Below are 21,357 nucleotides of genomic sequence, written 5' to 3' on the forward strand. Positions count from 1 at the left end.
TTATTGATTTACTTTTACCATCGATGGGCGAATTACACGGTCTTTTAATTTATAACCTTTTTGGAATTCTTCCACAACCGCATTTGATTCAAATTCGCTGTCTTCTACTTGCATAACAGCTTGGTGTTCATGAGGATCAAACTGTTTACCAACAGCTTCAATCGCTTCTACACCTTCTTTTGTCATCGCTTCTAACAATTGACGATATACCATTTCCATCCCTTGTAATAAGGACTTCATTTGCTCATCAGTTGCTTCCACTTGCATCGCTCTTTCAAAATTATCAAGAGCTGGCAAAATATCTGAAACAAGACTTTGTGCTCTATATTTTTCAGCAGCCTGTTTATCCATTTGAACACGACGCTTATAATTTTCAAAATCAGCTTGTAGACGTAGCATACGGCCTTCCGTTTCCGTCAGTTTCGCTTGCAATTCATCTACTTTTTCTTGTAAAAGAGCAGCCTCACTTTTTTCTTCAACAGTTTCTTCGCTGTCTTCAGATGTTACGGCTTCTTCAACTTGTGCTTCTTTTACTTCTTCTTTCACTTCTTCTACAACTTGTTCGTTACGCTCTTCCACAATTTTCACCTCCTTAAAAGGTATTAGGTATCATGCATAGCATGATTACCTAAGTATAGTTATATATTACACACAGTGATGTATTGCTTATCACTTGAGCGAATGTATTCTTCTTTATTCTTTATTTTTTTAGTCCATCTGTAATTTGCCTTGTAAATAACTGCAACAAACTAATTACACGAGAGTATTGCATTCTCGTTGGACCTAAAATTGCAATTGTTCCAAGTTGTTCTTCTCCAATCGAATATGTTGCAGAAATCAAACTACAATCTTCCATGGCTGTCGCAGAGTTTTCCCTACCAATTTTCACTTGAATACCAACTTGTTTATGACGCAAAATATCATAAAACTCAGCTTCGTTATCAATCATGGTAAGTAAAGATCTAACTTTTTGAATGTCATGAAACTCTGGTTGCGAAAGCATATTTGCCTTCCCTCCAAAGTATATCTTTTCCGATAACGGAACTTGAAATGTACCATCCAATATTTTTATTGCACTATCGTAATTATGAACATACCCACGCAATACCGTAACAATCTCCTTAAAGATTTTATTATGGAGTTCCGACATTGGTACGCCTGATAGCTTTTCATTTAAAATATTAACCATTTTTTCTAAATCTGATAAATCAACAGATTCCGGAACGGTAATCGTTTTGCTTTGTACATGCCCTGTATCCGTTACAATAATAGCGACTGCGGTTTGACGATCAAGCGGAACAATTTGTACGTTTTTAAGTTTATTTGTGCTTAACTTCGGTCCAAGAACAATGGCCGTATAATTTGTAAGCTCTGATAAAATTTGAGCCGATTGCTGTGCAATCTTTTCCGCTTCAAAAATTCTTTCAGCAAATAAATCTTTAATTTGTACAATTTCATCGTTCGGTAAATTTTGCGGCGCTAAAAGATGGTCTACATAAAATCGGTATCCTTTTTCAGAAGGAACACGTCCAGAAGAACTGTGCGTTTTCTCAATAAATCCTAGTTCTTCTAAATCAGCCATTTCATTTCGTATAGTAGCTGAACTAAACGTAATTTCATCTTTTTTAGCCAACGTTCTTGACCCAACAGGTTGCGCTGATCCAATAAAGTCATCAATAATTGTTTGTAAAATTAAGAGCTGACGTTCCGTAAGCATCTCATCATCACCTCTGTTAGCACTCTTTGTCTTCGAGTGCTAAATCTATTAATAACTTACCAAAATTGACATTCAATTGTCAACGGAAACGTCACGAAATAATGAAACTTTTTCACGTTAATGGAACATTTAATTAGTCAATCAAAAATGATTGGAATACTTCATTCCCTAATAATTTCCCTTTTCGCGTTAAACGAACATATCCATCGCTCTCTTCAAGCAATCCTTGTTCTTGGTTGTTTTGTAACTGCTTCGCGAAAACTTGATCCATTTCCATATTAAATTTCTTTTGAAACGCTATTTTAGATACACCTTTTGTTTTTCGGAGTCCTAAGAACAATTCTTCTTCCATTTTTTCTTTCTCCGTCACCACGTGAACATCTAAATACGGAAATCCGGTTTCATCGATTTTATTGAAATATTGCTTGAGCGGCCCTACATTTTGGATACGTTCTCCATTTACATAACTATGCGCTCCAGCTCCAAATCCATAATACTCTTCATTATTCCAGTATGTGAGATTATGTCTACTTTCATTATTACCTTTTGAAAAATTACTAATTTCATACTGGGTATAGCCATGTTTCTCCATTTCATCCATTACCATTTCGTACATTTTCGCTTCGTGGTCTTCACCTGGAAGTCTTAATTTCCCTTTATTCATTAAGTTATAAAATACTGTTTTCGGTTCCACAATTAATGAATATGCCGAGAAATGTTGTACACCAAGCGTAAAAGCAATGTCTAATGTTTCTTTTACATCTTCTATCGTCTGTCCTGGCAGAGCATAAATAATATCTACATTTATATTTTTAAAGCCTACTTCCTGCGCTTCTCTAATTGCTACAAACGCATCTTCTCTCGTATGCTTACGTCCAATTTTCTCAAGCAATTCATCTCGAAATGTTTGCACCCCAAAACTAATTCGGTTCACTCCACCTTCTAGCAATACATTTAATTTCTCTTTCGGCAAATCACCTGGATTCGCTTCAAATGTTAATTCACAATTCGGGGCAAACGGACGTAAACGACGATTTATAATATTTAATAATTTCTTTGTCTGTTCCATATTTAATGCTGTTGGAGTTCCCCCGCCAACAAAAATCGTTTTCATACTATCAAACGGTACCTTTTGAACTGTATTTATTATTTCTTTCTCTAAATACTCTAAATATTGATCGACCGGCTGGCGTTCAATAAACACTTTATTAAAATCACAATAGTGACAAATATGCTGACAAAACGGAATATGAATATATGCAGCTTGCACCAAAAATAACTCCTACCTTTCTAAAAAGAAAACCTCCACGCTCGGGAGGCTTCTTTTACTTCTCTAACGTATTACGAATTTGTTCCATTCGCATTTTTCCCCAATCATACATCATTTCAACGATTGGTAAAAGCGACATGCCTAATTCCGTCATATAATATTCCACTCGCGGTGGAATTTCTGGGTATACTGTTCGATCAACAATCCCATCTTCCATTAACTCTTTTAATTGGTTTGATAAAACTTTATGAGAAATGCTCGGAAATAATCGCTGTAATTCACTAAAACGATGAGGCCCTTCCACACCAAGATGCCACAATATCACAACTTTCCACTTTCCACTAATAATAGAAAGCGTCAATTCCTTTTCACAATTAAAATTGCCATTTTGTATTTTTTCTTGAATATCTTTTCGAATATTTTCGGACATTAACAAACTCCTAACTTTATATGAACTAAAAAGCTCTCTCACTATTGTAAATGAGAGCTACTCAGATGTCTAAAAAGTAATTATACGTAAAAAAGAAGCCGCATAAACGACTTCTTTTTTCATTCCAACTATTAGTTGTCATCCATTTTCAGTACAGCCATGAATGCTTCTTGCGGTACTTCTACAGAACCAACAGACTTCATACGTTTTTTACCTTCTTTTTGCTTATCAAGAAGTTTACGCTTACGAGAAATGTCACCACCGTAACATTTCGCAAGTACGTTTTTACGCATCGCTTTAATTGTAGAACGCGCTACAACTTTGTTTCCGATCGTCGCTTGAATTGGCACTTCGAACTGCTGTCTTGGAATTAATTCTTTTAATTTTTCTACGATTACTTTACCACGGTCATATGCTGAATCACGGTGTACGATAAATGATAGAGCATCGACTTGCTCAGAATTTAAAAGAATATCCATTTTCACAAGTTTAGATGGCTTGTAACCAATTAACTCATAATCAAATGATGCATATCCTTTCGTATTTGATTTCAACTGATCGAAGAAGTCATATACGATTTCTGATAATGGGATTTCATATGTCAAAGTAACACGCGTTTCATCTAAATATTGCATATCAATAAACGTTCCGCGTTTACCTTGGCAGATTTCCATTACAGCTCCAACATAGTCATTCGGAACCATAATTGCTGCTTTAACAAATGGCTCTTCAACACGATCAATTGTCTGTGGATCCGGCATATTAGACGGGTTATCGACAATCATGTCTTCACCATTCGTTAAGAATACTTTATAAATAACACTTGGCGCTGTTGTAATTAAATCAATTTTAAATTCACGTTCAATACGCTCTTGAATGATTTCCATATGAAGAAGTCCTAAGAATCCACAACGGAAACCAAATCCTAGCGCTTGAGATGTTTCTGGCTCAAACTCAAGAGCAGAATCGTTTAATTCTAATTTCTCTAGCGCATCACGTAAGTCGTTGTAACGTGCAGAGTCAATCGGGTACAGACCACAGAATACCATTGGATTTAATTTACGGTAACCAGGTAATGGCTCAGCTGCTGGACGTTTCGCATGTGTAATCGTATCACCAACGCGTGTGTCACCAACATTTTTAATCGATGCCGCTAAGAAACCTACATCACCTACTGTTAACTCATCACGTTGCGTAGTTTTCGGTGTAAACACACCTACTTCTGTTACTTCAAATTCTTTTCCAGTTGCCATCATACGTACTTTATCGCCAACTTTTACCGTTCCATTTACAACACGGATATACGCAATTACACCGCGGTATGGATCATATAAAGAGTCAAAGATCATACATTGTAACGGTTCTTCTGAATCACCTGTTGGTGCTGGCACTTTTTCAACGATTTGTTCTAAAATCTCTTCGATACCAATCCCAGCTTTTGCCGAAGCAAGTACAGCTTCTGATGCATCTAACCCAATTACATCTTCCACCTCTTGGCGTACACGCTCTGGGTCTGCACTTGGTAAATCGATTTTATTAATAACCGGTAAAATTTCTAAATTGTTATCAAGCGCTAAGTATACGTTCGCTAACGTTTGCGCTTCAATACCTTGCGCTGCATCTACTACAAGAATTGCACCTTCACAAGCCGCTAAACTACGAGATACTTCGTACGTAAAGTCGACGTGTCCTGGTGTATCAATTAGGTGAAGAATATATTCTTCGCCGTCTTTTGCTTTATAGTTTAATTGTACTGCGTTTAATTTAATTGTAATACCACGCTCACGCTCTAAATCCATAGAGTCAAGCAACTGAGCTTTCATTTCACGTTGTGTTAACGCGTTTGTTTTCTCTAAAATACGGTCTGCTAACGTTGACTTTCCGTGGTCAATATGAGCAATGATAGAGAAATTACGAATTTTGGACTGTCTTTTTGCTCTTTCTTCTTTGTTCATCTATGTTCTCAACTCCTAATAGTCTCGCCAATATACACTAGCACTGATTATATCAATAGAGCAGCAAAGATTCAATGAAAACTCGTGCTGCTTACAATACAAATCATTCTATTTATATCTTATGCGAACAAACCATAAGAGACAAACCTTTTTCAAATTAAAGAACGGCTGTCTTACAAACCTGTAAAACAACCGTCCTCCGTTTGACTCTTAACTAAAAATCCCTTTTACTTTCCCAACAACTATATCTGTTCCAAACTTTGTTATTTCATAGGCAACGCTTGCTATCGCCCTACCCATTCCTTCTACAATATTAAAACTTTTTAAGCTTTCTAATTGTTTTTGTTTTTCAGTAGCGGAAAACGAACCTTCCAAAGTTTCTGATTCAGTGGCCTCACCTTTTGTTCCTGTCATATGAGCGATTTGTTCATACGACATTTGCTGATAACCTTTCATACTTTTCAACCCATGATTTGCAAGTGCCACCCCTGCTATTACCATAAGTAAGCATATAGCCACACTACATATACATAAAAGCGAAAAGCGGCTTACATGATTATCGTCACTTCCCATCAATGTGTATATGCTCCTGTATTATCTTGGTCAATTTGATGATGCAGCGCTGCATTTAAACCACTTGCTATTACATTTGCCATATCCTCTATGAAAGCATCCACTTCTTTCGGAGTCACCATTAAATTATGACCAAGAGGAGATAACACTTCATAAATTAATTTTCTCTTCTCTTCATCTTCCAGTGTACCTACAGCACCTAAAAACATATTCCGGCTCTTTTCATCCGGCATATCCTCTTCTGTTAATTTTTTCTTTTCTCCAAATGTAAAACCAGCTGGCAACAAAGATCGGGAAGGTTTGTTTCCCTCTTTCATCTCTCGGCCAAAATGTTTCAAAATAAAATCAATTGTATCGCTTGTAATCGAAACGGCATCCACCACAGTCGGAACACCAATTGCGATAACAGGAATACCTAATGTTTCTTTACTGAGTTCCTTACGTTTATTCCCAACACCCGATCCAGGATGAATTCCTGTATCAGAAATTTGTATCGTACTATTTACCCTTTCAATAGAACGAGCAGCTAATGCATCAATTGCAATGACAAAGTCTGGCTTTGTCTTCTCAATGATTCCATAAATGACATCGCTCGTTTCAATTCCTGTAATCCCCATTACCCCGGGCCGAATTGCACTAACAGGCCTAAAGCCTTCTTCTACACTTTCAGGCTGCAATTGAAATAAATGTCTCGTTACCAATACATTTTCTACAACTATCGGTCCAAGCGCATCTGGTGTTACATTCCAATTCCCAAGACCAACAATTAAACAGCTCGCTTCTTTCGTAACGCCAACCTCTTCTAAGAAATACGAAAATTCTTTTGCAAAAATACGCTCTACTTTTTGTTGCAGCTCCGTATCTTGTTGACGTATACCTTGTACTTCAAGCGTTAAATAATTTCCAGGTTTTTTACCCATCGATTCCGAGGCAACTTCATCAATCGTTACTTTTGTAATGGTAATACCTTCTTCTTCCCTCTCTTTTACAACAACTCCTTGTATCCCTTGTTGCTCTTCTTGGCGCTCTTGCAGCATTTGATGTGCCTCTACAGCAAGGTCCGTTCTAACACTATATTTACTTAAATCTAGTGGTTCTTTCATCGTATCTCCTCCGTCATTCATAGTAAATATCGTTAGATTTCCCAAAGTTATATAAGGTCATTCTTTCCTTTACGTGAAATTTCATGGATATACTATTGCAATTCTCTTCACCGTTTGATAGAATATCACTTGTTCTATGTTAAGAATCGAGTCATTCGATTGCACCAGGGAGGTGAAAAGTATGGCAAACATCAAATCTGCTATCAAACGCGCTAAACTTAGCGAAGAGCGTCGTGCACATAACGCTTCTATCAAGTCTGACATGCGTTCTGCTGTTAAAACTGTAGAAGCTTTAGTTACTAATAACGATCTTGAAAATGCTAAAGAAGCTTTCAAAACTGCTTCTAAAAAACTTGACAAAGCAGCTCGTAAAGGTCTTATCCACCAAAACGCTGCAGCTCGTCAAAAATCTCGCTTAGCGAAACAAGTAAACGCGTAAGGCGTTTAAAAAACGATCCATTCGGATCGTTTTTTTATATACAAAAAAGTTCACGCTCTTAGCACGTGAACTTTTTTTGTTTCATCACATATGATTTAACCGCATTAAGAAAAACTCGAGCACAAGTTTTTTATCCATTTTTCCCGTTTTCATACTATAATCAGCTTCCGCTAATTCCATTATCACTTTTTTTAATGCTTCAAAAGAGAAAAACTTCGTTTGATTCATCGCTAATTTTACACGATATGGATGCACACCAATATGAGACGCGATTTGATTTTGGCCGTAACCACGCTGCTGTAACTCTTTCACTTGATGCAGTAAACGGAATTGACTTACTAATAACGCAAGCAATTTAATAGGTTCCTCCTGCTGCGTAAATAATCCATCCAAAATTTGCATCGCACCCGCGATATCTTTTTTCACCACTTTTTCTGTCAAAGCAAACACATTTTGTTCAACTGATTTTGGTACAAGCTCTGCAACGAGTTTTGGTGTAATCTCTCCGCCCATACCGACGTATAACGTTAACTTGTCCATTTCCTTCGCCAACATTGTTACATTACTTCCCACAAGCTCTAACAACAAACTAACAGCCGCATGATCAATATGCACATGTACTTCATCCGCCCGAGCAACAATCCACTTCTGAACATCCTGCACTTGCATTGCATTCGCTTCTACTACATCCGCTGTTTTCTTTAATAGTTTTGTAATTTTTTTTCGTTCATCCAGCTTTTCGTAAGGCGCAACAAAAACAAGAATAGAAAAGGGAGAAGGTTCCCCGATATATTCTTCTAAAATTTTTATATTTTGTTCCAATTTTTCTTTTTGTGAAGTTAAAAAGAGTGGTGATTTTATTAATAACACTTTACGTTCTCCGAAAAAAGGAAGTGTACGTGCATCTTCAACCACATCTTCTAAATACGCTTCTTCTAAATCATATGTAACAACATTAAACTCGCGATCTTCCTCTTCAAGCGCTTCTGTTGTAATAAGCTTTACCGTTTCATTTATAAAAAACGCTTCCGTTCCATACAGTAAATATAACGGAGCAAACTGCTTCTTTTTAATCTTTTTATGTATATCACTCATACTTTTTCCTACTCCCTAACTTGGCAATATATATTTATACTAATGCCCTAGCTTTTGTTTTACAAGTACAAAGGAACAGGCAATATAACCCGTCCCTTTATTTATATTAAACGCCACGCAATAAGCCCCGGGTTTCTTATTGGTGTGCGGTAATCACCTTCCCTTTATTATTCGCAATAAAAATTCGAGTATAAGTGCCAACTGTTAACATGCTTGGAAACAAAAATTCACATTACTTCATGATCTAAAAGTAGTAAAAACGCTCTATTTCTCCTCACATGGAAATTGTAGATTTTTTTCTGACAATATTTTATACTAAAGTGGAATGTTGGGGAGGGATTCTAAATGAATGATTTTGAACAAAACGTTCAAAGTAAACGCAATGACGCTATTGATTCAGGGGTAGGATTTATCGTCTCATTTGGTTTTTTCGCAACACTTTTCATCATTGCAACTGTTATTAAATTTATCGGTTCTTAAAGACTGCTGCTTACTGGCAGTCTTTTTTATCTATTATGTGTTTCATCATATGTGATTTTGCTGCGAAAGGTTCCGTTTTCCCCTTTAAAAACATAGGAGATAGCCCCTTGCTTATCCGTACGCCATATTTCAATCCCCCTCTTCTCAAAACGCTCTATAACGTCCTTATGAGGGTGCCCATACCTATTACGCTCACCGGCAGAAATAACGGCTATATTAGGCTGTACGACACTCAGAAAAGTTGTTGTAGATGACGTATTACTCCCATGATGAGCAACCTTTAAAACATCCGCTCGCAACTCTGGATACGTAGCTACTAAAAACTTCTCACCTTCTTCTTCTAAATCACCTGTAAACAACCACGTTAGTCCTCCTAATTTTGCCAACATTACAATTGAAGCGTTATTTTCACTGCTCTTCTTCCCTGTTGGCGCTAATACGAAAAATTCCGCTCCATTTATGCTCCAACTTTCTCCTTCTCTCACTTCTCTTATTTTCACTTCCTTTTCTAAAGCCTGTTTCTTTACGATTTTTTCTAATTCCGCATCTTGTTCCTTTCGGCCAAATACAACTTCTTTTACGGTTATATTTGATAACAACTCTTGTGCAGCACCTATATGGTCCGCATCTCCATGCGTTATAATTAATTTATCGATCTTTTTAATACCTTCCTTTTGTAAATAAGGAATCAAAATATCATTTCCGACAGAAAATTCATGCTTTTTACGTTGCCATTCTTCCTTGTTTGGACGAATTGTTCCACCAGTATCAATAAGGTAAATCTCTTGATCATACGGGAGGCGAATTAATATTGCATCTCCCTGTCCAACATCGAGAAAGGTAACACTCCCACTTTCTCGAAAATACGGATATACATAATGGCATGTACTAATAAAAAGAAATACACCCGCAGATATAAACAGAATCCCCTTCGTCATTCGCCTTTCCCAAACCATCAATATACTAATAATACTCACGCAATATAGGGCTACAAGAAGTATAGGTGTTTGTCCGAAATTAAGACGGGTAAATGGTAAGTTTTCGCAATAACTTAAAAAATCATTAGAAAGATTCAAACCTATTGATAATACATTCCCAAGCCTTTTTGCCAGAAACGGAATGATCGGTATACATATCAAAATAACAATACTGCACGGCAATACAACGAGAGATAAAAACGGAACGTATAGGATATTTAAGAAAATACTATATGGAGAAAAATAACCGAAGTGATATAACAAAATCGGAGTACTAACGAGCTGTGAAATAAGAGAAATATAAATAGAATTTCGAATTACTCCATTACCACTCTCTAGTAAAAGCGGGGCAGATAAAAGTAAAGCAAAACTACCGACGAAAGAAAACTGAAAACCAATATTAAACACGAGATATGGATCAAATATAAGCATACATATAGCTGTTATACTTAAAGCATCTAAGCTAGATAAACGAATAGAACACATAAAAGCAATTAACATGAAAACTCCTGTTATAGAAGCTCTTATAACAGATGGTGACGCTCCTGCTAAAATCATATATAGAGGAATGCAGAAGATAAGACATACTGTCGCTACCTCCCTTGTCACACCGCTTCTTAGCAAAATAAAATACACGATTACCATTAACAATACGATATGCGATCCTGAAATCGCCAACAAATGCACGAGACCGAATTGTTGATATTGCTCTTCAACTTCAAATGTCATTTGTTGTCTATCACCAAATACTAATGCATTCATAAAAGCACCTGATTGTTCTGGAAACATTTCTGTAACTTCTGAGATTGCTTGTTGCCTCAAAAGAAGAATCCACTGCACCAGTGACAACGATATTTTATGGCATTCAGAAATATATGTAGCGTCCAATATGAAATGAATATTTTGCTTATATAAATAATCACGATAATTAAAACCATGAAAATTCCGAGCTATTTGTGGTTCTTTCCTCTCACCTTCGAATACACATGATACTCCTGCATGTAATTGTCGCATTTGTTTCTTTTCCGAGGCTGATTTCATTTTGTAACTTAACTGCACTATATTTTTATTCTGATCTTCAACTTGAAATGAGAGGCGATCGCCGTTAATAAGAGGTGTAGTATGTATCACTCCTCTTGTAGCTTCATAGGACTCTCTCAGAGGCTTGTTTTGCCCTTGAACATACGCGGTGTACATAGCGCCACTAAAACACGCTATCATACAATAAAAGAAGGTTTTACGCGAAGTACGATATAAACAAAAGAAAACATATACAACGAGACAACAAGTTAGCAATACAACTGAAGAGGAGAAGGCAATTGCAATCCCTATTATAAATGAGATTGCAACATAGCCCCATTGTCCTTGCAACTCATACCCACTCCTTATAGCATCATTTTTGCTTTCGTGAATACATGCTGTAATTCTTCCATTGATAAGTTCTCTTTTTCTAAAGATGCAAATAGTTCTTTTAACTCCATATGACGTTTTTGATCCTCTAATGCTGCAATATCATATTCTAGCGGAACGTGTTTCACCGTTACATTCGCTTTTTCAAATAACTCTACGGCATACGGATGATTTTTATAATCCTGTGCATAATAAACTGCTGTAATACCACTTTGAATAATCGCCTTACAACATTGTAAACAAGGAAAATGCGTAACATAAATTTCCGCTTCCTCCGTTTTCACACCAAATTTTGCACATTGTAATAAAGCATTCATTTCTGCGTGAATTGTACGAACACAATGATTGTCAATAACGTAGCATCCATCATCTATACAATGTACACCACCTTTAATTGAACCATTATATCCACCAGCAATAATTCGTTTATCACGAACAATTGTCGCTCCTACTGCAAGCCTTGTACATGTACTACGTAAAGATAACAAATGGCTTTGCGTCATAAAATATTGATCCCATGAAATTCGTTCCATATTCTTCACCTACTTTTTTGTCTACTTGTAGTGTAGCGAATGAAGAAAAACTTCGTCAATCTTTTACGGAATAATAATTTGATCTTTTATTTTCTCCAAAGACTTCACACCAATCCCATCAATCTCTAACAAATCTTCTATTTTTTGAAACGGACCATGTTCCTCTCGATATTTCAAAATACTTTCTGCTTTCCGAGAACCAATACCTGTAATTTTTTCAAGTTGTTCTTTAGAAGCTGCATTTATTTGAACTTTTCCCTCTCCCTTTGAAACAGCAGCTACTTCTTGCACTTGTTCGTTTTTATTCGGTACGTAAAGAATCATTTGGTCTTGTACCATTTGTGCTAAATTTACCTTCATCCTATCTGCCTCAGGCAAAAAACCACCTGCTTTTTCAATAGCATCCTTGACCCGGTCCCCTTCTTTCATTTCATACACCCCCTCTTTAACAACAGCCCCTTTCATATCAATTACAATTATTTTTTTCTGCTGCTTTGTATCCGATATTTTCGGTTTACTTTTCTTCTCTATATCTTTCGCTTGAACATCCGTTGCAATAACTGATCGCTCTGTATGCTCATTCGTTTTCCAGAAAATAAGAAAAAGCACAGTTCCAATAATAGCAACTAATCCTAACCATTTCTTTGGAAAATCCCACATCATTTTTCACCTCTAATCATAAATTTATAACATCATTCATATTGTTTAGGAGAAAGCTGTTACGAAGGAGGGATGAAACATTGAACATAGGAATTATAGGGACAGGAAACATGGGGAATATACTAATCGATGCATTTTTAGAAACCCGTGCTGTCAAACCTTCGTGCCTTACGATCATTAATCGGACGCCCGCCAAAGCATATCATATAAAGGAAAAACACCCTTCTGTTCATATAGCCAAAACTATTGATGAGGTAATCGAACGATCGCATCTTATTTTTATTTGTGTAAAGCCGATAGATATATACCCAATCTTACAAAAATACGCCGAACATTTTTCTGATGAAAAGTGCTTAGTTTCTATCACAAGTCCAATATCTCCATCACAATTAGAGACACTTGTACCTTGCCATGTTGCTCGTATTATTCCGAGCATTACAAACCGCGCCCTATCCGGCGCATCACTATTTACATTTGGAATTAACTGCTCTGAAGAATGGCAACAAAAACTATTTCGCTTATTCAAAAACATTTCTACTCCCCTTGTAATAGAAGAAGATATAACGCGCGTTTCATCTGATATAGCAAGCTGCGGCCCTGCATTCTTTAGTTATTTATTACAATGTTTCATTAATGCTGCTGTAGATAAAACAAATATTACACATGAAGAAGCCACTACTTTAGTAAGTGAAATGGTCGTCGGAATGGGGAAACTACTCGAAAAAGGAATTTTCACATTGCCTACTTTACAAGAAAAAGTATGTGTGAAAGGCGGCGTTACAGGAGAAGGTATTCGGGTTTTAGAAGAACATGTTGGAGATATGTTTCATAAATTAATCGAGCGGACACACGAGAAATTTGATGAAGATTTAAAATGCGTTGATCAGCAATTCAATAAACACACATAATAAATACGTCATCGTCATTCCAAATCCTTTTTATAAATACTTAATTTTTCACATTACATTTTACTTAAACTAGCATTTTCACAATTCACGTATGTCATTTTCTTATTATCCTAGAACTAAAATTACAGCTTCTTCACAAAACAAAAGCAACCTTCTCGGTTGCTTTTGTTTTATCCGTTTTTCTTCGCCATGAAGAAAATACGCTCTGTTTGTTCTGTAACTTCAAGTCGCTCAAAGTCACCAGTTACACGAAGCACTGTAAAACCAGCTTCTTCAAGCCATTTCGTTAACTCTTCAACCGGATATGCACGTTGTACGTGACATTCGTCAAAACGATGGTACACATCTTCTTCTGGGTCTTGAACAAAGAATGTTAAATCATGTTCTACACTGTTTGAATCTTCACCAGGGAAGCAATTCCAAATAAGAGATATTTCTTCTCCATTCACTGTGTATGTTTCATTTTGAAATACATGATGTATTTTATATAAAGAATGTACATCAAATAAAAACAAACCATCTTGACGTAAATGATGAAACACTCTTCGGAATGTTTCTTGCACTCCATCTTCTTGCAATACATAGTTTAATGAATCACAAAAGATCGTTACACAGTCAAACTCACCTGGAACATCAAGCTCCCGCATATCTTGTTGGTAAAAAGGAATAAAATATCCTGCCTCGCCTAGTTTTTGCTGTGCGACTGCTAACATTTCTTCCGAAAGATCGACACCGATTACATCGTAACCCTTTTGTACAAGCGGAAGCGTTACATTACCAGTACCGCATGCTACATCAAGAATCTTCGCCTCTTTCATATCCGCTTGCTGCAAGCTTTCCTCTGTGAATTCCACCCATTTATCATAAGGGACATCATTCATTAGTTCATCGTACAGCAACGCAAATTGTTCGTAGTTCATTGGCCTAACTCTTCTGTAATATCTTCACGTGGCACATCGCCCCATAGACGCTCTAAATTATAGTGATTACGCTCATCTTTATGGAATACATGAGCAACTACATCTCCAAGATCAACTAATACCCAGCGAGCTTCGTCAAAACCTTCCATACGTTGTACGTCGATTTGGAACTCGTGTGCTTTCGCTTTAATTTCACGTGCAATTGCTTGCACTTGCTTATCTGAGTTACCGTGACAAATAATGAAATAATCTGCAATTGGTGAAATACCTTGCATATTTAGGACAACCATATCTTCTGCTCTCTTATCATCAGCTGCTTTTGCTGCTAATACTAATAAATCTTTATCTTTCATTTACTCATTTCCTCCTTGATAACTGCATTGTATGTTTGGAATGTTAATGGATAAATCGTTTGATCTTTTTCCATTAAAAATTGAATTGTTCTCTTTAGCGCAAATAATAAAGCTTGATCTATATCCGTATATGCGAGTTTACGAGCTTCCTCCACCCCTGGAAACTTTCGCCCAGGCTCAATGTAATCAGCTACATAAATTACTTTATCTAACATCGTCATTTTCTCATGACCACTTGTATGATATGTAATAGCTTGCAGGATTTCAGGATCTGTAATACCTACTTCTTTTTCTACTAAGTATGCCCCAACAGGTGCATGCCATAACTCTTTGTTATAACAAAGTAAATCTTTCGGCAAACCTTCACTTTTAATGATCTCTTCCATCTCTGAAATCGCTCTACACTTCGCATAATCATGGAATATAGCTGCAACTTCAGCCTTTTTTTCATCCACACCGTATAATTTAGCAAGTTCAATTGCCGTCTCCATTACACCAATTGTGTGTATATAACGTTTTTCATGCATTTGTTGTTTCACAATATGAAGTGCTTCCTCACGATTCATACAACCCATTCCTCTCGATATATACCTGTACTTTTTCAGGAAGTAAATATTTGCATGTTTTCTTCTCTTTATATCTCTCACGTAATAAAGATGAAGAAACTGCAAACTCCGGAATTTCCACAGTGGTGATAGGATAAGGTGTATGCAATGTATAACCCGGTCTTGCAACCCCAACAAACGTTACAAGATCAAGTAACGCTTCAATGTTATACCACTTCGGTAAATACTCAACCATATCTCCACCAATAATAAAGTGAAACTGCACATCCGGATGCTTCTTCGTTAATTGTAGCATAGTGTCATACGTATAAGATGGGCCCTTCCTGCTTAGCTCTTCTAAACAAATAGAAAAATGTTCCTCTTCCTCAGTCGCAAGTTCTAACATTTGTAAGCGACTTTCTACACTTGTAATATTCCGCCCTTGTTTATGCGGCGGAATTTGGTTCGGTAAGAACCATACTTCTTCTAAATTCAAAGCATGATATACTTCATTTGCAATGAGCAAATGTCCATAATGTGGCGGATCAAATGTACCGCCAATGATGCCAATTTTTCTCAAAAGAAACGCCCCTTCCTTTTACATACAGCAACTCTCTTCATTTCCATCCGAAGAGAGTTTACTGTTAATAAAAGTTCAATTGGTTTCGATCTCTACACCATTACTAGTGATAAAAATAACATATACTATTTTTATCGAGGAAGTTTAATTTGCTTGTTTTCTCTTGATTCTTTGTATAAAACAATTGTACTTCCAATTACTTGAACGATTTCCGCACGTGCACCTTTTGCAAGCTCTTCTGCAACTTCACGGCGATCGAATTCACAGTTTTGTAGCACACTTACTTTAAATAACTCACGAGCTTCTAAAGTATCTGCAATTTGTTTAATCATATTTTCATTTACTCCGCCTTTTCCTACTTGAAAAATTGGTGTTAAATGATGTGCTTGTGCACGTAAAAATCTTTTTTGTTTTCCTGTTAACATATATGTTAGCCTCCAAGCTTTCTTATAACTAATTGTTTCATTCGTTCAATATTCGGTACGCAACCTGTCCACATTTCAAATGCAAGCGCTCCTTGATAAACAAACATATCAATACCATTTTGAATGATTGCACCTTGCTCTTTCGCCTCACATAAAATTTTCGTTTCAAATGGATTATAAATTATATCTGATACAATCGTTCCCTTTTTCAACGAAGAAATTTGTAACGGCGTATGTTCGACACGTGGATGCATACCTATCGTTGTCGTCTGAATGATAATATCATAATTCTCTTGTTCTTCTGTTGCTTCCTCTAACGATAAAGCAACAGAATGAACAGTAGCCGTACATGCAGTAATAAGTTCTTTCGCCTTATCTACTGTACGATTCGCTACATCAATCTCTTTCACACCTACATCAGCAAGTGAAAAATAAATAGCTCGACTAGCACCACCTGCGCCAAGCAATAAAATACGTTTCTCTTGAAGTGGTTCACTACTAATTGACTGTAGCGCTTTGACAAAACCAATTCCATCTGTATTGTAGCCAATCAATTTCCCATCCTTATGAACCACCGTATTTACTGCACCAATTTGTTTTGCTAGCGGGTCAATCTCATCCAAATAATCCATAATCGCAACTTTGTGCGGAGTTGTTACATTAAATCCTGAAATACCTAACGCTTTTAAACCTCTTACTGCTTCCCCTAGCACTTCCTCTTTAACAAGAAAGGCATGATAATGGGCATCCATATTCAAGTGTTCAAATGCATCGTTATGCATAACGGGTGATAATGAATGTCCAATTGGATTTCCGATTACACCATATAATTGTTTCATAAATCCCTCTCCATATTAAATTAAAGATTTACGCAATGAAACACTTACTCCTTTTGGTACGTGTGCAACAATTTTTGCTCCCGGTTCGTTCACAGTAACCCATCCTAATCCAGAGAATACAACATCCGTTTTTGGTTCACGAATATTAAACTCGTATTTCACTAGCTCTGGCATATTTTCTAATTCTTCTGGTGTTGGCGGGCTTAGTAAATCCCCTGCATGATTTTTATACAATTCATCTGCTTTCTCAAGCTTTGTACGATGGATTGTTAAACGATTTGAGAAGTGACAAGTAAATGCGCGACGACCGCCACTTACGTAATCAAAACGTGCCAATCCGCTAAAGAACAATGTTTGTTCTTCATTTAATTGGAATACCATTGGCTTAATTTCTTTTGTTGGTGTAATAAGCTTTAAGCTTTGTTTTCCAACATAATGAGCCATTTGATGGTGGTTAATAATACCTGGCGTATCATATAAAGAAGATTCTTCGTCTAACGGGATATCAATTAAATCAAGCGTTGTTCCTGGGAAATGAGATGTTGTAATTACATTTTCAGTCTCATCACTAAATTCTTTAATCATACGATTAATGAATGTTGATTTCCCTACATTTGTACATCCAACAACGTAAACATCTTTTCCGCCGCGGTAATACTCAATCGCATCTGCCAGCTCAGCAATCCCTTGTCCTTTCGCTGCACTAATTAAAAAGACATCTTCTGGCTTTAATCCTAGCTGCTTTGCACTATAGCGCATCCAATGCTTTACTTTATCATGTTTTACTGACTTAGGAATTAAATCCGCTTTATTCCCAACAAGTAATACTTTATTATTTCCCACGAAACGATGTAAGCCAGGTAACCAGCTACCATTAAAATCGAAAATATCTACAATTTTAACTACTAACGCATCCGATTTTCCAATACCGTTTAGAATACGTAGGAAATCATCATCTGTTAATGAGACATCTTGAATTTCGTTATAATGTTTCAATCGAAAACAGCGTTGACAAATTACTTGTTCTTTTTCTAAAGATGAGGCAGGAGCATATCCTACTTCATTTTTATCTTCTGTTTGAATTTCTACACCGCAACCAATACATTTAATTGTTTCAGTCAAACTTTATTCCTCCCAGTTAATTAAACCTTTTTTCTTCATGTTTCTCATAATTCTTCGTTCAATTTTTCGATTAAAGCGCGTTACTAATCCGTCTGTTTGTGCTACTGGTACAACTAAAATTGTATGCAGTCCAACTCGGTTTCCACCTAACACATCTGTCAGTAACTGATCCCCAATTACTACAACTTCATCTGGTTGCAACTGCATCTCTCGTATCGCACGCTTAAACGCACGGACAAATGGCTTACGCGCACTATGAATAAATGGAATGCCTAATGGATCAGCAAAATCTTTCACTCGTTGCTCATTATTATTTGAAACGACCGTTACTTGAATGCCTTGCTCTTTCATTTTCAAAAACCATTCTTCAAGTTGTGGCGTTGCATTTGGACGATCCCATTCAATTAAAGTGTTATCTAAATCAGTAATAACACCTTTAATTCCACGTTTCTTCAAATCTTCTGGTTGAACATGATATACATTTTTCACATATTCATTTGGTAAAAATAGTTTCAATTTCTTTCACCTCTTTGAGGAGTTTTCATAAAAATTTTTCGACAACATATTTCGATATATGGCCTGTGGATAAAATTGTACACATTTTCCACATTAATAGTTCAGTTAATTTGGAATTTACTAACAATCTATACACATTTTATCCACCTAGGTATGTGGATAACCACCCGTTTGTGACTGTCATATTTTTTTGGTACATTAAATGCAACAACGAATCAATCCTTATATTATTAGGAGGTGACTCACCTTGAAAACAAAACATATGGAACAGTTATCTACTGAGTTACTCACTGAGTCTTATTATAAAGCAAAAGAACTAAAATTAAATCCCGACTTCATTTTACTTATAAAACAAGAAATTATTAGACGCTCATTAGAGGACAAGCTTGTCAAATCGTCTTGATTACATATAAAGAGGAATTTTAATTAACTAACTTGTAAAAAGAGCCATCCTGCGATGGCTCTCGAATAAACAAGTACTCCCATCTAGGGAATTTCATCATTACGCATCTTTGTCCATAAATCTTGCTTACAGTTATAAAATCTTTTTTACTTATGAGCCAATCGAGTAGCAATCTTTTCACCAAGGCGAAGCTCTTGTCCACTCTTCAATTCTTGCACTACTTCTATCATATCTTTTTCAAACAATAACACAACTGTTGAACCGAATGTAAAGTATGCCATTTCTTCACCTTTTTGAACAGTGTCTCTTTCATGCAGCAGCTCAATACTATTTACAAACATAGCTCCTACTTTTACAAGCGCCATATGTTCACCGTCACTATTCACTTCTGTAACGGAGCGATAGTTTTTTGACAATGGTTCTTTCCCGTATTCCATACCAGCTGCATTTACCGGATATGATTTTCTACCGAGTACAAATCTTTCAGTCACAGAACCAGAAAGCGGACTATGAATACGATGATAATGACTTGGGCTTAAATAAATAACCATATATGTACCACCTGCATATCGCTGTGCACGTTCTTCATTACCTAGCATATCCACAATCGAATAACGCTTGCCTTTAATATCAAATGTTTTTGTGTCCTCAATAGGACCGTGATCAGCAAAAACACCATCAACAGGACTAACGATACTCGATGCATCTGTATCAATACTACGCTTTCCTTCTTTTAGCTTACGTGTAAATAATTCATGCAATGTTCTATATTCCTTCAAACCCTTTTCCATCTCATCTTGATTAATTTGAAACACTTTCGCATACGATGGAATAATGATAGAGCTCAAACGAGATTGTGCAAATTTACGTAATATATAAGAAGTAAAACGACCATTTGTAAGTTCGATCATAAGTCGATATAATGTACGTCGCAAATTGCGGAACCTCCTAATCAGTCTATAACTTTAGCTTCCCCTTCTTTTCCTTCTATATCATATGTAAAATTAGTTCTTATTCCCACATATCATATAGAACCGCCATATTATACATGCAGAAAACTAAGTACGGTATCATTCTTAAATTGTTTAGCACCTTCTAATATTACAGATAGAATCCGTCATTTTCAACAGTGAACATGGATTTCTTCTGAACACAACTCTTTTTCTTTCCTTATTTCCAAAAAGAAAAGCAGCCCATTTTAAAATACAGCTGCTTGTAATGTACATTATTCTTTTGCTTTTTTCTCTTTCTCTGCTCTTACAAATTCATGGAACATTTTCATTAAAGCGCGCTTTTCAATTCTTGATACGTAGCTTCTGGAAATACCAAGTGCCTTCGCAATCTCTCGTTGCGTCTTCTCCTTATCAAGCCCCAGTCCAAAACGCTTCACGATTACTTCTTTCTCTCGTTCGTCTAAAATATCGATATACTCTTTAATCTTTTCTAACTCCATACTAAGCTGGATCATATCAATTACATCTTCAGACTCTGATTTTAATATATCAATAAGCGATATTTCATTCCCCTCTTTATCTTGCCCGATTGGATCATGAAGTGAAACGTCCTTTTTCGTTTTCTTTAATACACGTAAATGCATCAAAATTTCATTTTCAATACAGCGTGCTGCGTACGTCGCAAGTTTTGTACCTTTTCCTGCCGAATAGCTCTCGATTGCTTTAATGAGCCCGATTGTACCAATTGAAATTAAATCTTCTGCATCTTCCCCTGTATTTTCAAATTTTTTAACGATATGAGCTACAAGCCGTAAATTATGTTCAATTAACAGATTCCTCGCTTGAGCATCACCTTGCTCCATTAACTCTAAGTACTTTCTCTCATCGTCTGATGATAATGGCTGCGGAAACGCATTGTTCTTCACATAAGAAACAAAAACAAACACTTCTCGAACCATATATCCAATTGCGGCGAATAGACTCAAACCTTTCACCTCCGCCAAAATAGTGGTCTTTACTAAGTGTATGTGGGCATGAGGTTGTTTGTGTCTGTACAGTTTATTTATAAAACTCAACACTTCCAACATTTAAAATATTTTATTGTTATATTATAATTATATAAAATTGTTATTTATATATGAATATGCTAT

At 36.3% G+C, this 21,357-nt stretch carries 25 protein-coding genes; 4 read left to right on the forward strand and 21 right to left on the reverse strand.

The window, feature by feature from the left end:
• The 7 genes from grpE to gpr all read right to left on the reverse strand — a co-directional run bounded on the left by grpE (position 1) and on the right by gpr (position 7,048).
• On the reverse strand, positions 1–579 hold the full coding sequence (grpE, locus tag ACTT1L_RS08105) for a nucleotide exchange factor GrpE (RefSeq protein ID WP_000392720.1): 579 nt from the start codon (positions 577–579) through the stop codon (positions 1–3).
• Between the two features lie 121 nt (positions 580–700).
• A complete protein-coding gene (gene hrcA / locus ACTT1L_RS08110) occupies positions 701–1,717 on the reverse strand; it encodes a heat-inducible transcriptional repressor HrcA (RefSeq protein WP_000954950.1) in 1,017 nt (338 codons plus the stop codon).
• Between the two features lie 133 nt (positions 1,718–1,850).
• Positions 1,851–2,990 carry a radical SAM family heme chaperone HemW gene (gene hemW, locus ACTT1L_RS08115; protein ID WP_025991619.1) on the reverse strand — a complete coding sequence of 380 codons (1,140 nt, stop codon included), beginning with the start codon at positions 2,988–2,990 and terminating at the stop codon, positions 1,851–1,853.
• A 52-nt stretch (positions 2,991–3,042) separates the two neighbouring features.
• Positions 3,043–3,417 carry a winged helix-turn-helix transcriptional regulator gene (locus tag ACTT1L_RS08120; RefSeq protein WP_001293546.1) on the reverse strand — a complete coding sequence of 125 codons (375 nt, stop codon included), beginning with the start codon at positions 3,415–3,417 and terminating at the stop codon, positions 3,043–3,045.
• A 131-nt stretch (positions 3,418–3,548) separates the two neighbouring features.
• Positions 3,549–5,372, reverse strand: a complete 1,824-nt coding sequence (gene lepA, locus ACTT1L_RS08125) for an elongation factor 4 (RefSeq protein ID WP_001030957.1) — start codon at positions 5,370–5,372, stop codon at positions 3,549–3,551.
• A 210-nt stretch (positions 5,373–5,582) separates the two neighbouring features.
• Positions 5,583–5,945, reverse strand: a complete 363-nt coding sequence (locus ACTT1L_RS08130; RefSeq protein ID WP_442821964.1) for a YqxA family protein — start codon at positions 5,943–5,945, stop codon at positions 5,583–5,585.
• A complete protein-coding gene (gene gpr / locus ACTT1L_RS08135; protein WP_000662638.1) occupies positions 5,945–7,048 on the reverse strand; it encodes a GPR endopeptidase in 1,104 nt (367 codons plus the stop codon). The genes ACTT1L_RS08130 and gpr overlap by 1 nt, the downstream gene beginning before the upstream one ends.
• Before the next feature lie 181 nt (positions 7,049–7,229).
• Here gpr and rpsT point away from each other — a divergent pair, with 181 nt between their 5' ends.
• Positions 7,230–7,487 (forward strand): 30S ribosomal protein S20, encoded by a 258-nt coding sequence (gene rpsT / locus ACTT1L_RS08140; protein WP_001274011.1) that lies wholly within the window; start codon positions 7,230–7,232, stop codon positions 7,485–7,487.
• An 84-nt stretch (positions 7,488–7,571) separates the two neighbouring features.
• Here the strand turns inward: rpsT and holA are convergent, their stop codons facing one another.
• The gene (gene holA, locus ACTT1L_RS08145) at positions 7,572–8,582 is read right to left on the reverse strand and encodes a DNA polymerase III subunit delta (protein ID WP_442821859.1); all 1,011 of its coding nucleotides are present in this window, start codon (positions 8,580–8,582) and stop codon (positions 7,572–7,574) included.
• 345 nt (positions 8,583–8,927) lie between these two features.
• Here holA and ACTT1L_RS08150 point away from each other — a divergent pair, with 345 nt between their 5' ends.
• A complete protein-coding gene (locus ACTT1L_RS08150) occupies positions 8,928–9,062 on the forward strand; it encodes a YqzM family protein (RefSeq protein WP_000997609.1) in 135 nt (44 codons plus the stop codon).
• A 26-nt stretch (positions 9,063–9,088) separates the two neighbouring features.
• On the opposite strand, the gene ACTT1L_RS08155 is transcribed toward ACTT1L_RS08150, so the two are convergent.
• From ACTT1L_RS08155 to ACTT1L_RS08165, 3 genes are all read right to left on the reverse strand, one after another.
• Positions 9,089–11,410 carry a DNA internalization-related competence protein ComEC/Rec2 gene (locus ACTT1L_RS08155; RefSeq protein ID WP_061185414.1) on the reverse strand — a complete coding sequence of 774 codons (2,322 nt, stop codon included), beginning with the start codon at positions 11,408–11,410 and terminating at the stop codon, positions 9,089–9,091.
• Positions 11,411–11,424: 14 nt separating this feature from the next.
• Positions 11,425–11,982: a ComE operon protein 2 gene (locus ACTT1L_RS08160; protein ID WP_000439783.1), complete on the reverse strand. Its 558-nt coding sequence runs from the start codon at positions 11,980–11,982 to the stop codon at positions 11,425–11,427.
• A 63-nt stretch (positions 11,983–12,045) separates the two neighbouring features.
• A complete protein-coding gene (locus tag ACTT1L_RS08165) occupies positions 12,046–12,645 on the reverse strand; it encodes a helix-hairpin-helix domain-containing protein (RefSeq protein WP_000989939.1) in 600 nt (199 codons plus the stop codon).
• Positions 12,646–12,722: 77 nt separating this feature from the next.
• Between ACTT1L_RS08165 and comER the strand changes: the two genes are divergently transcribed.
• Positions 12,723–13,550, forward strand: coding sequence for a late competence protein ComER (gene comER, locus ACTT1L_RS08170; protein WP_442821860.1), 828 nt, complete (start codon positions 12,723–12,725; stop codon positions 13,548–13,550).
• Positions 13,551–13,720: 170 nt separating this feature from the next.
• On the opposite strand, the gene ACTT1L_RS08175 is transcribed toward comER, so the two are convergent.
• From ACTT1L_RS08175 to ACTT1L_RS08210, 8 genes are all read right to left on the reverse strand, one after another.
• Positions 13,721–14,470 carry a class I SAM-dependent DNA methyltransferase gene (locus tag ACTT1L_RS08175; protein ID WP_001105568.1) on the reverse strand — a complete coding sequence of 250 codons (750 nt, stop codon included), beginning with the start codon at positions 14,468–14,470 and terminating at the stop codon, positions 13,721–13,723.
• Complete coding sequence (gene rsfS / locus ACTT1L_RS08180) at positions 14,467–14,823, reverse strand: ribosome silencing factor (RefSeq protein WP_000653200.1); 357 nt, start codon at positions 14,821–14,823, stop codon at positions 14,467–14,469. The genes ACTT1L_RS08175 and rsfS overlap by 4 nt, the downstream gene beginning before the upstream one ends.
• Positions 14,820–15,389 carry a bis(5'-nucleosyl)-tetraphosphatase (symmetrical) YqeK gene (gene yqeK / locus ACTT1L_RS08185; protein WP_001078246.1) on the reverse strand — a complete coding sequence of 190 codons (570 nt, stop codon included), beginning with the start codon at positions 15,387–15,389 and terminating at the stop codon, positions 14,820–14,822. Before yqeK ends, rsfS begins: the two co-directional genes overlap by 4 nt.
• On the reverse strand, positions 15,379–15,948 hold the full coding sequence (nadD, locus tag ACTT1L_RS08190; RefSeq protein WP_001226058.1) for a nicotinate-nucleotide adenylyltransferase: 570 nt from the start codon (positions 15,946–15,948) through the stop codon (positions 15,379–15,381). The genes yqeK and nadD overlap by 11 nt, the downstream gene beginning before the upstream one ends.
• A 131-nt stretch (positions 15,949–16,079) precedes the next feature.
• A complete protein-coding gene (yhbY, locus tag ACTT1L_RS08195; protein ID WP_000955224.1) occupies positions 16,080–16,373 on the reverse strand; it encodes a ribosome assembly RNA-binding protein YhbY in 294 nt (97 codons plus the stop codon).
• Between the two features lie 5 nt (positions 16,374–16,378).
• Complete coding sequence (aroE, locus tag ACTT1L_RS08200) at positions 16,379–17,212, reverse strand: shikimate dehydrogenase (protein ID WP_061132137.1); 834 nt, start codon at positions 17,210–17,212, stop codon at positions 16,379–16,381.
• A 15-nt stretch (positions 17,213–17,227) separates the two neighbouring features.
• Positions 17,228–18,334, reverse strand: coding sequence for a ribosome biogenesis GTPase YqeH (yqeH, locus tag ACTT1L_RS08205; protein ID WP_000140795.1), 1,107 nt, complete (start codon positions 18,332–18,334; stop codon positions 17,228–17,230).
• Positions 18,335–18,337: 3 nt separating this feature from the next.
• Positions 18,338–18,850 carry a YqeG family HAD IIIA-type phosphatase gene (locus ACTT1L_RS08210; protein ID WP_000765311.1) on the reverse strand — a complete coding sequence of 171 codons (513 nt, stop codon included), beginning with the start codon at positions 18,848–18,850 and terminating at the stop codon, positions 18,338–18,340.
• Between the two features lie 247 nt (positions 18,851–19,097).
• Here ACTT1L_RS08210 and ACTT1L_RS08215 point away from each other — a divergent pair, with 247 nt between their 5' ends.
• Positions 19,098–19,253, forward strand: a complete 156-nt coding sequence (locus ACTT1L_RS08215; protein ID WP_000850094.1) for a sporulation histidine kinase inhibitor Sda — start codon at positions 19,098–19,100, stop codon at positions 19,251–19,253.
• 146 nt (positions 19,254–19,399) lie between these two features.
• Here the strand turns inward: ACTT1L_RS08215 and ACTT1L_RS08220 are convergent, their stop codons facing one another.
• Positions 19,400–20,188, reverse strand: coding sequence for a phosphatidylserine decarboxylase (locus ACTT1L_RS08220; protein WP_001254997.1), 789 nt, complete (start codon positions 20,186–20,188; stop codon positions 19,400–19,402).
• 290 nt (positions 20,189–20,478) lie between these two features.
• On the reverse strand, positions 20,479–21,192 hold the full coding sequence (sigK, locus tag ACTT1L_RS08225; RefSeq protein ID WP_000051382.1) for an RNA polymerase sporulation sigma factor SigK: 714 nt from the start codon (positions 21,190–21,192) through the stop codon (positions 20,479–20,481).
• Between the last annotated feature and the right edge of the window lie 165 nt (positions 21,193–21,357).

This window comes from Bacillus sp. FH (genome assembly GCF_052216825.1).
In the GTDB taxonomy this organism is placed as follows: Bacteria; Bacillota; Bacilli; order Bacillales; family Bacillaceae_G; genus Bacillus_A; species Bacillus_A paranthracis.

Excerpts from the sequence above, each read along its gene's own strand:
- ACTT1L_RS08165 (WP_000989939.1), bottom strand. The coding sequence starts at position 12,645 with ATGATGTGGGATTTTCCAAAGAAATGGTTAGGATTAGTTGCTATTATT.
- ACTT1L_RS08160 (WP_000439783.1), bottom strand. The coding sequence starts at position 11,982 with ATGGAACGAATTTCATGGGATCAATATTTTATGACGCAAAGCCATTTG.
- ACTT1L_RS08175 (WP_001105568.1), bottom strand. The coding sequence starts at position 14,470 with ATGAACTACGAACAATTTGCGTTGCTGTACGATGAACTAATGAATGAT.
- hrcA (WP_000954950.1), bottom strand. The coding sequence starts at position 1,717 with ATGCTTACGGAACGTCAGCTCTTAATTTTACAAACAATTATTGATGAC.
- yhbY (WP_000955224.1), bottom strand. The coding sequence starts at position 16,373 with ATGTTAACAGGAAAACAAAAAAGATTTTTACGTGCACAAGCACATCAT.
- lepA (WP_001030957.1), bottom strand. The coding sequence starts at position 5,372 with ATGAACAAAGAAGAAAGAGCAAAAAGACAGTCCAAAATTCGTAATTTC.
- gpr (WP_000662638.1), bottom strand. The coding sequence starts at position 7,048 with ATGAAAGAACCACTAGATTTAAGTAAATATAGTGTTAGAACGGACCTT.
- rsfS (WP_000653200.1), bottom strand. The coding sequence starts at position 14,823 with ATGAAAGATAAAGATTTATTAGTATTAGCAGCAAAAGCAGCTGATGAT.
- yqeK (WP_001078246.1), bottom strand. The coding sequence starts at position 15,389 with ATGAATCGTGAGGAAGCACTTCATATTGTGAAACAACAAATGCATGAA.
- ACTT1L_RS08150 (WP_000997609.1), top strand. The coding sequence starts at position 8,928 with ATGAATGATTTTGAACAAAACGTTCAAAGTAAACGCAATGACGCTATT.
- rpsT (WP_001274011.1), top strand. The coding sequence starts at position 7,230 with ATGGCAAACATCAAATCTGCTATCAAACGCGCTAAACTTAGCGAAGAG.
- ACTT1L_RS08130 (WP_442821964.1), bottom strand. The coding sequence starts at position 5,945 with ATGGGAAGTGACGATAATCATGTAAGCCGCTTTTCGCTTTTATGTATA.
- ACTT1L_RS08120 (WP_001293546.1), bottom strand. The coding sequence starts at position 3,417 with ATGTCCGAAAATATTCGAAAAGATATTCAAGAAAAAATACAAAATGGC.
- holA (WP_442821859.1), bottom strand. The coding sequence starts at position 8,582 with ATGAGTGATATACATAAAAAGATTAAAAAGAAGCAGTTTGCTCCGTTA.
- aroE (WP_061132137.1), bottom strand. The coding sequence starts at position 17,212 with ATGAAACAATTATATGGTGTAATCGGAAATCCAATTGGACATTCATTA.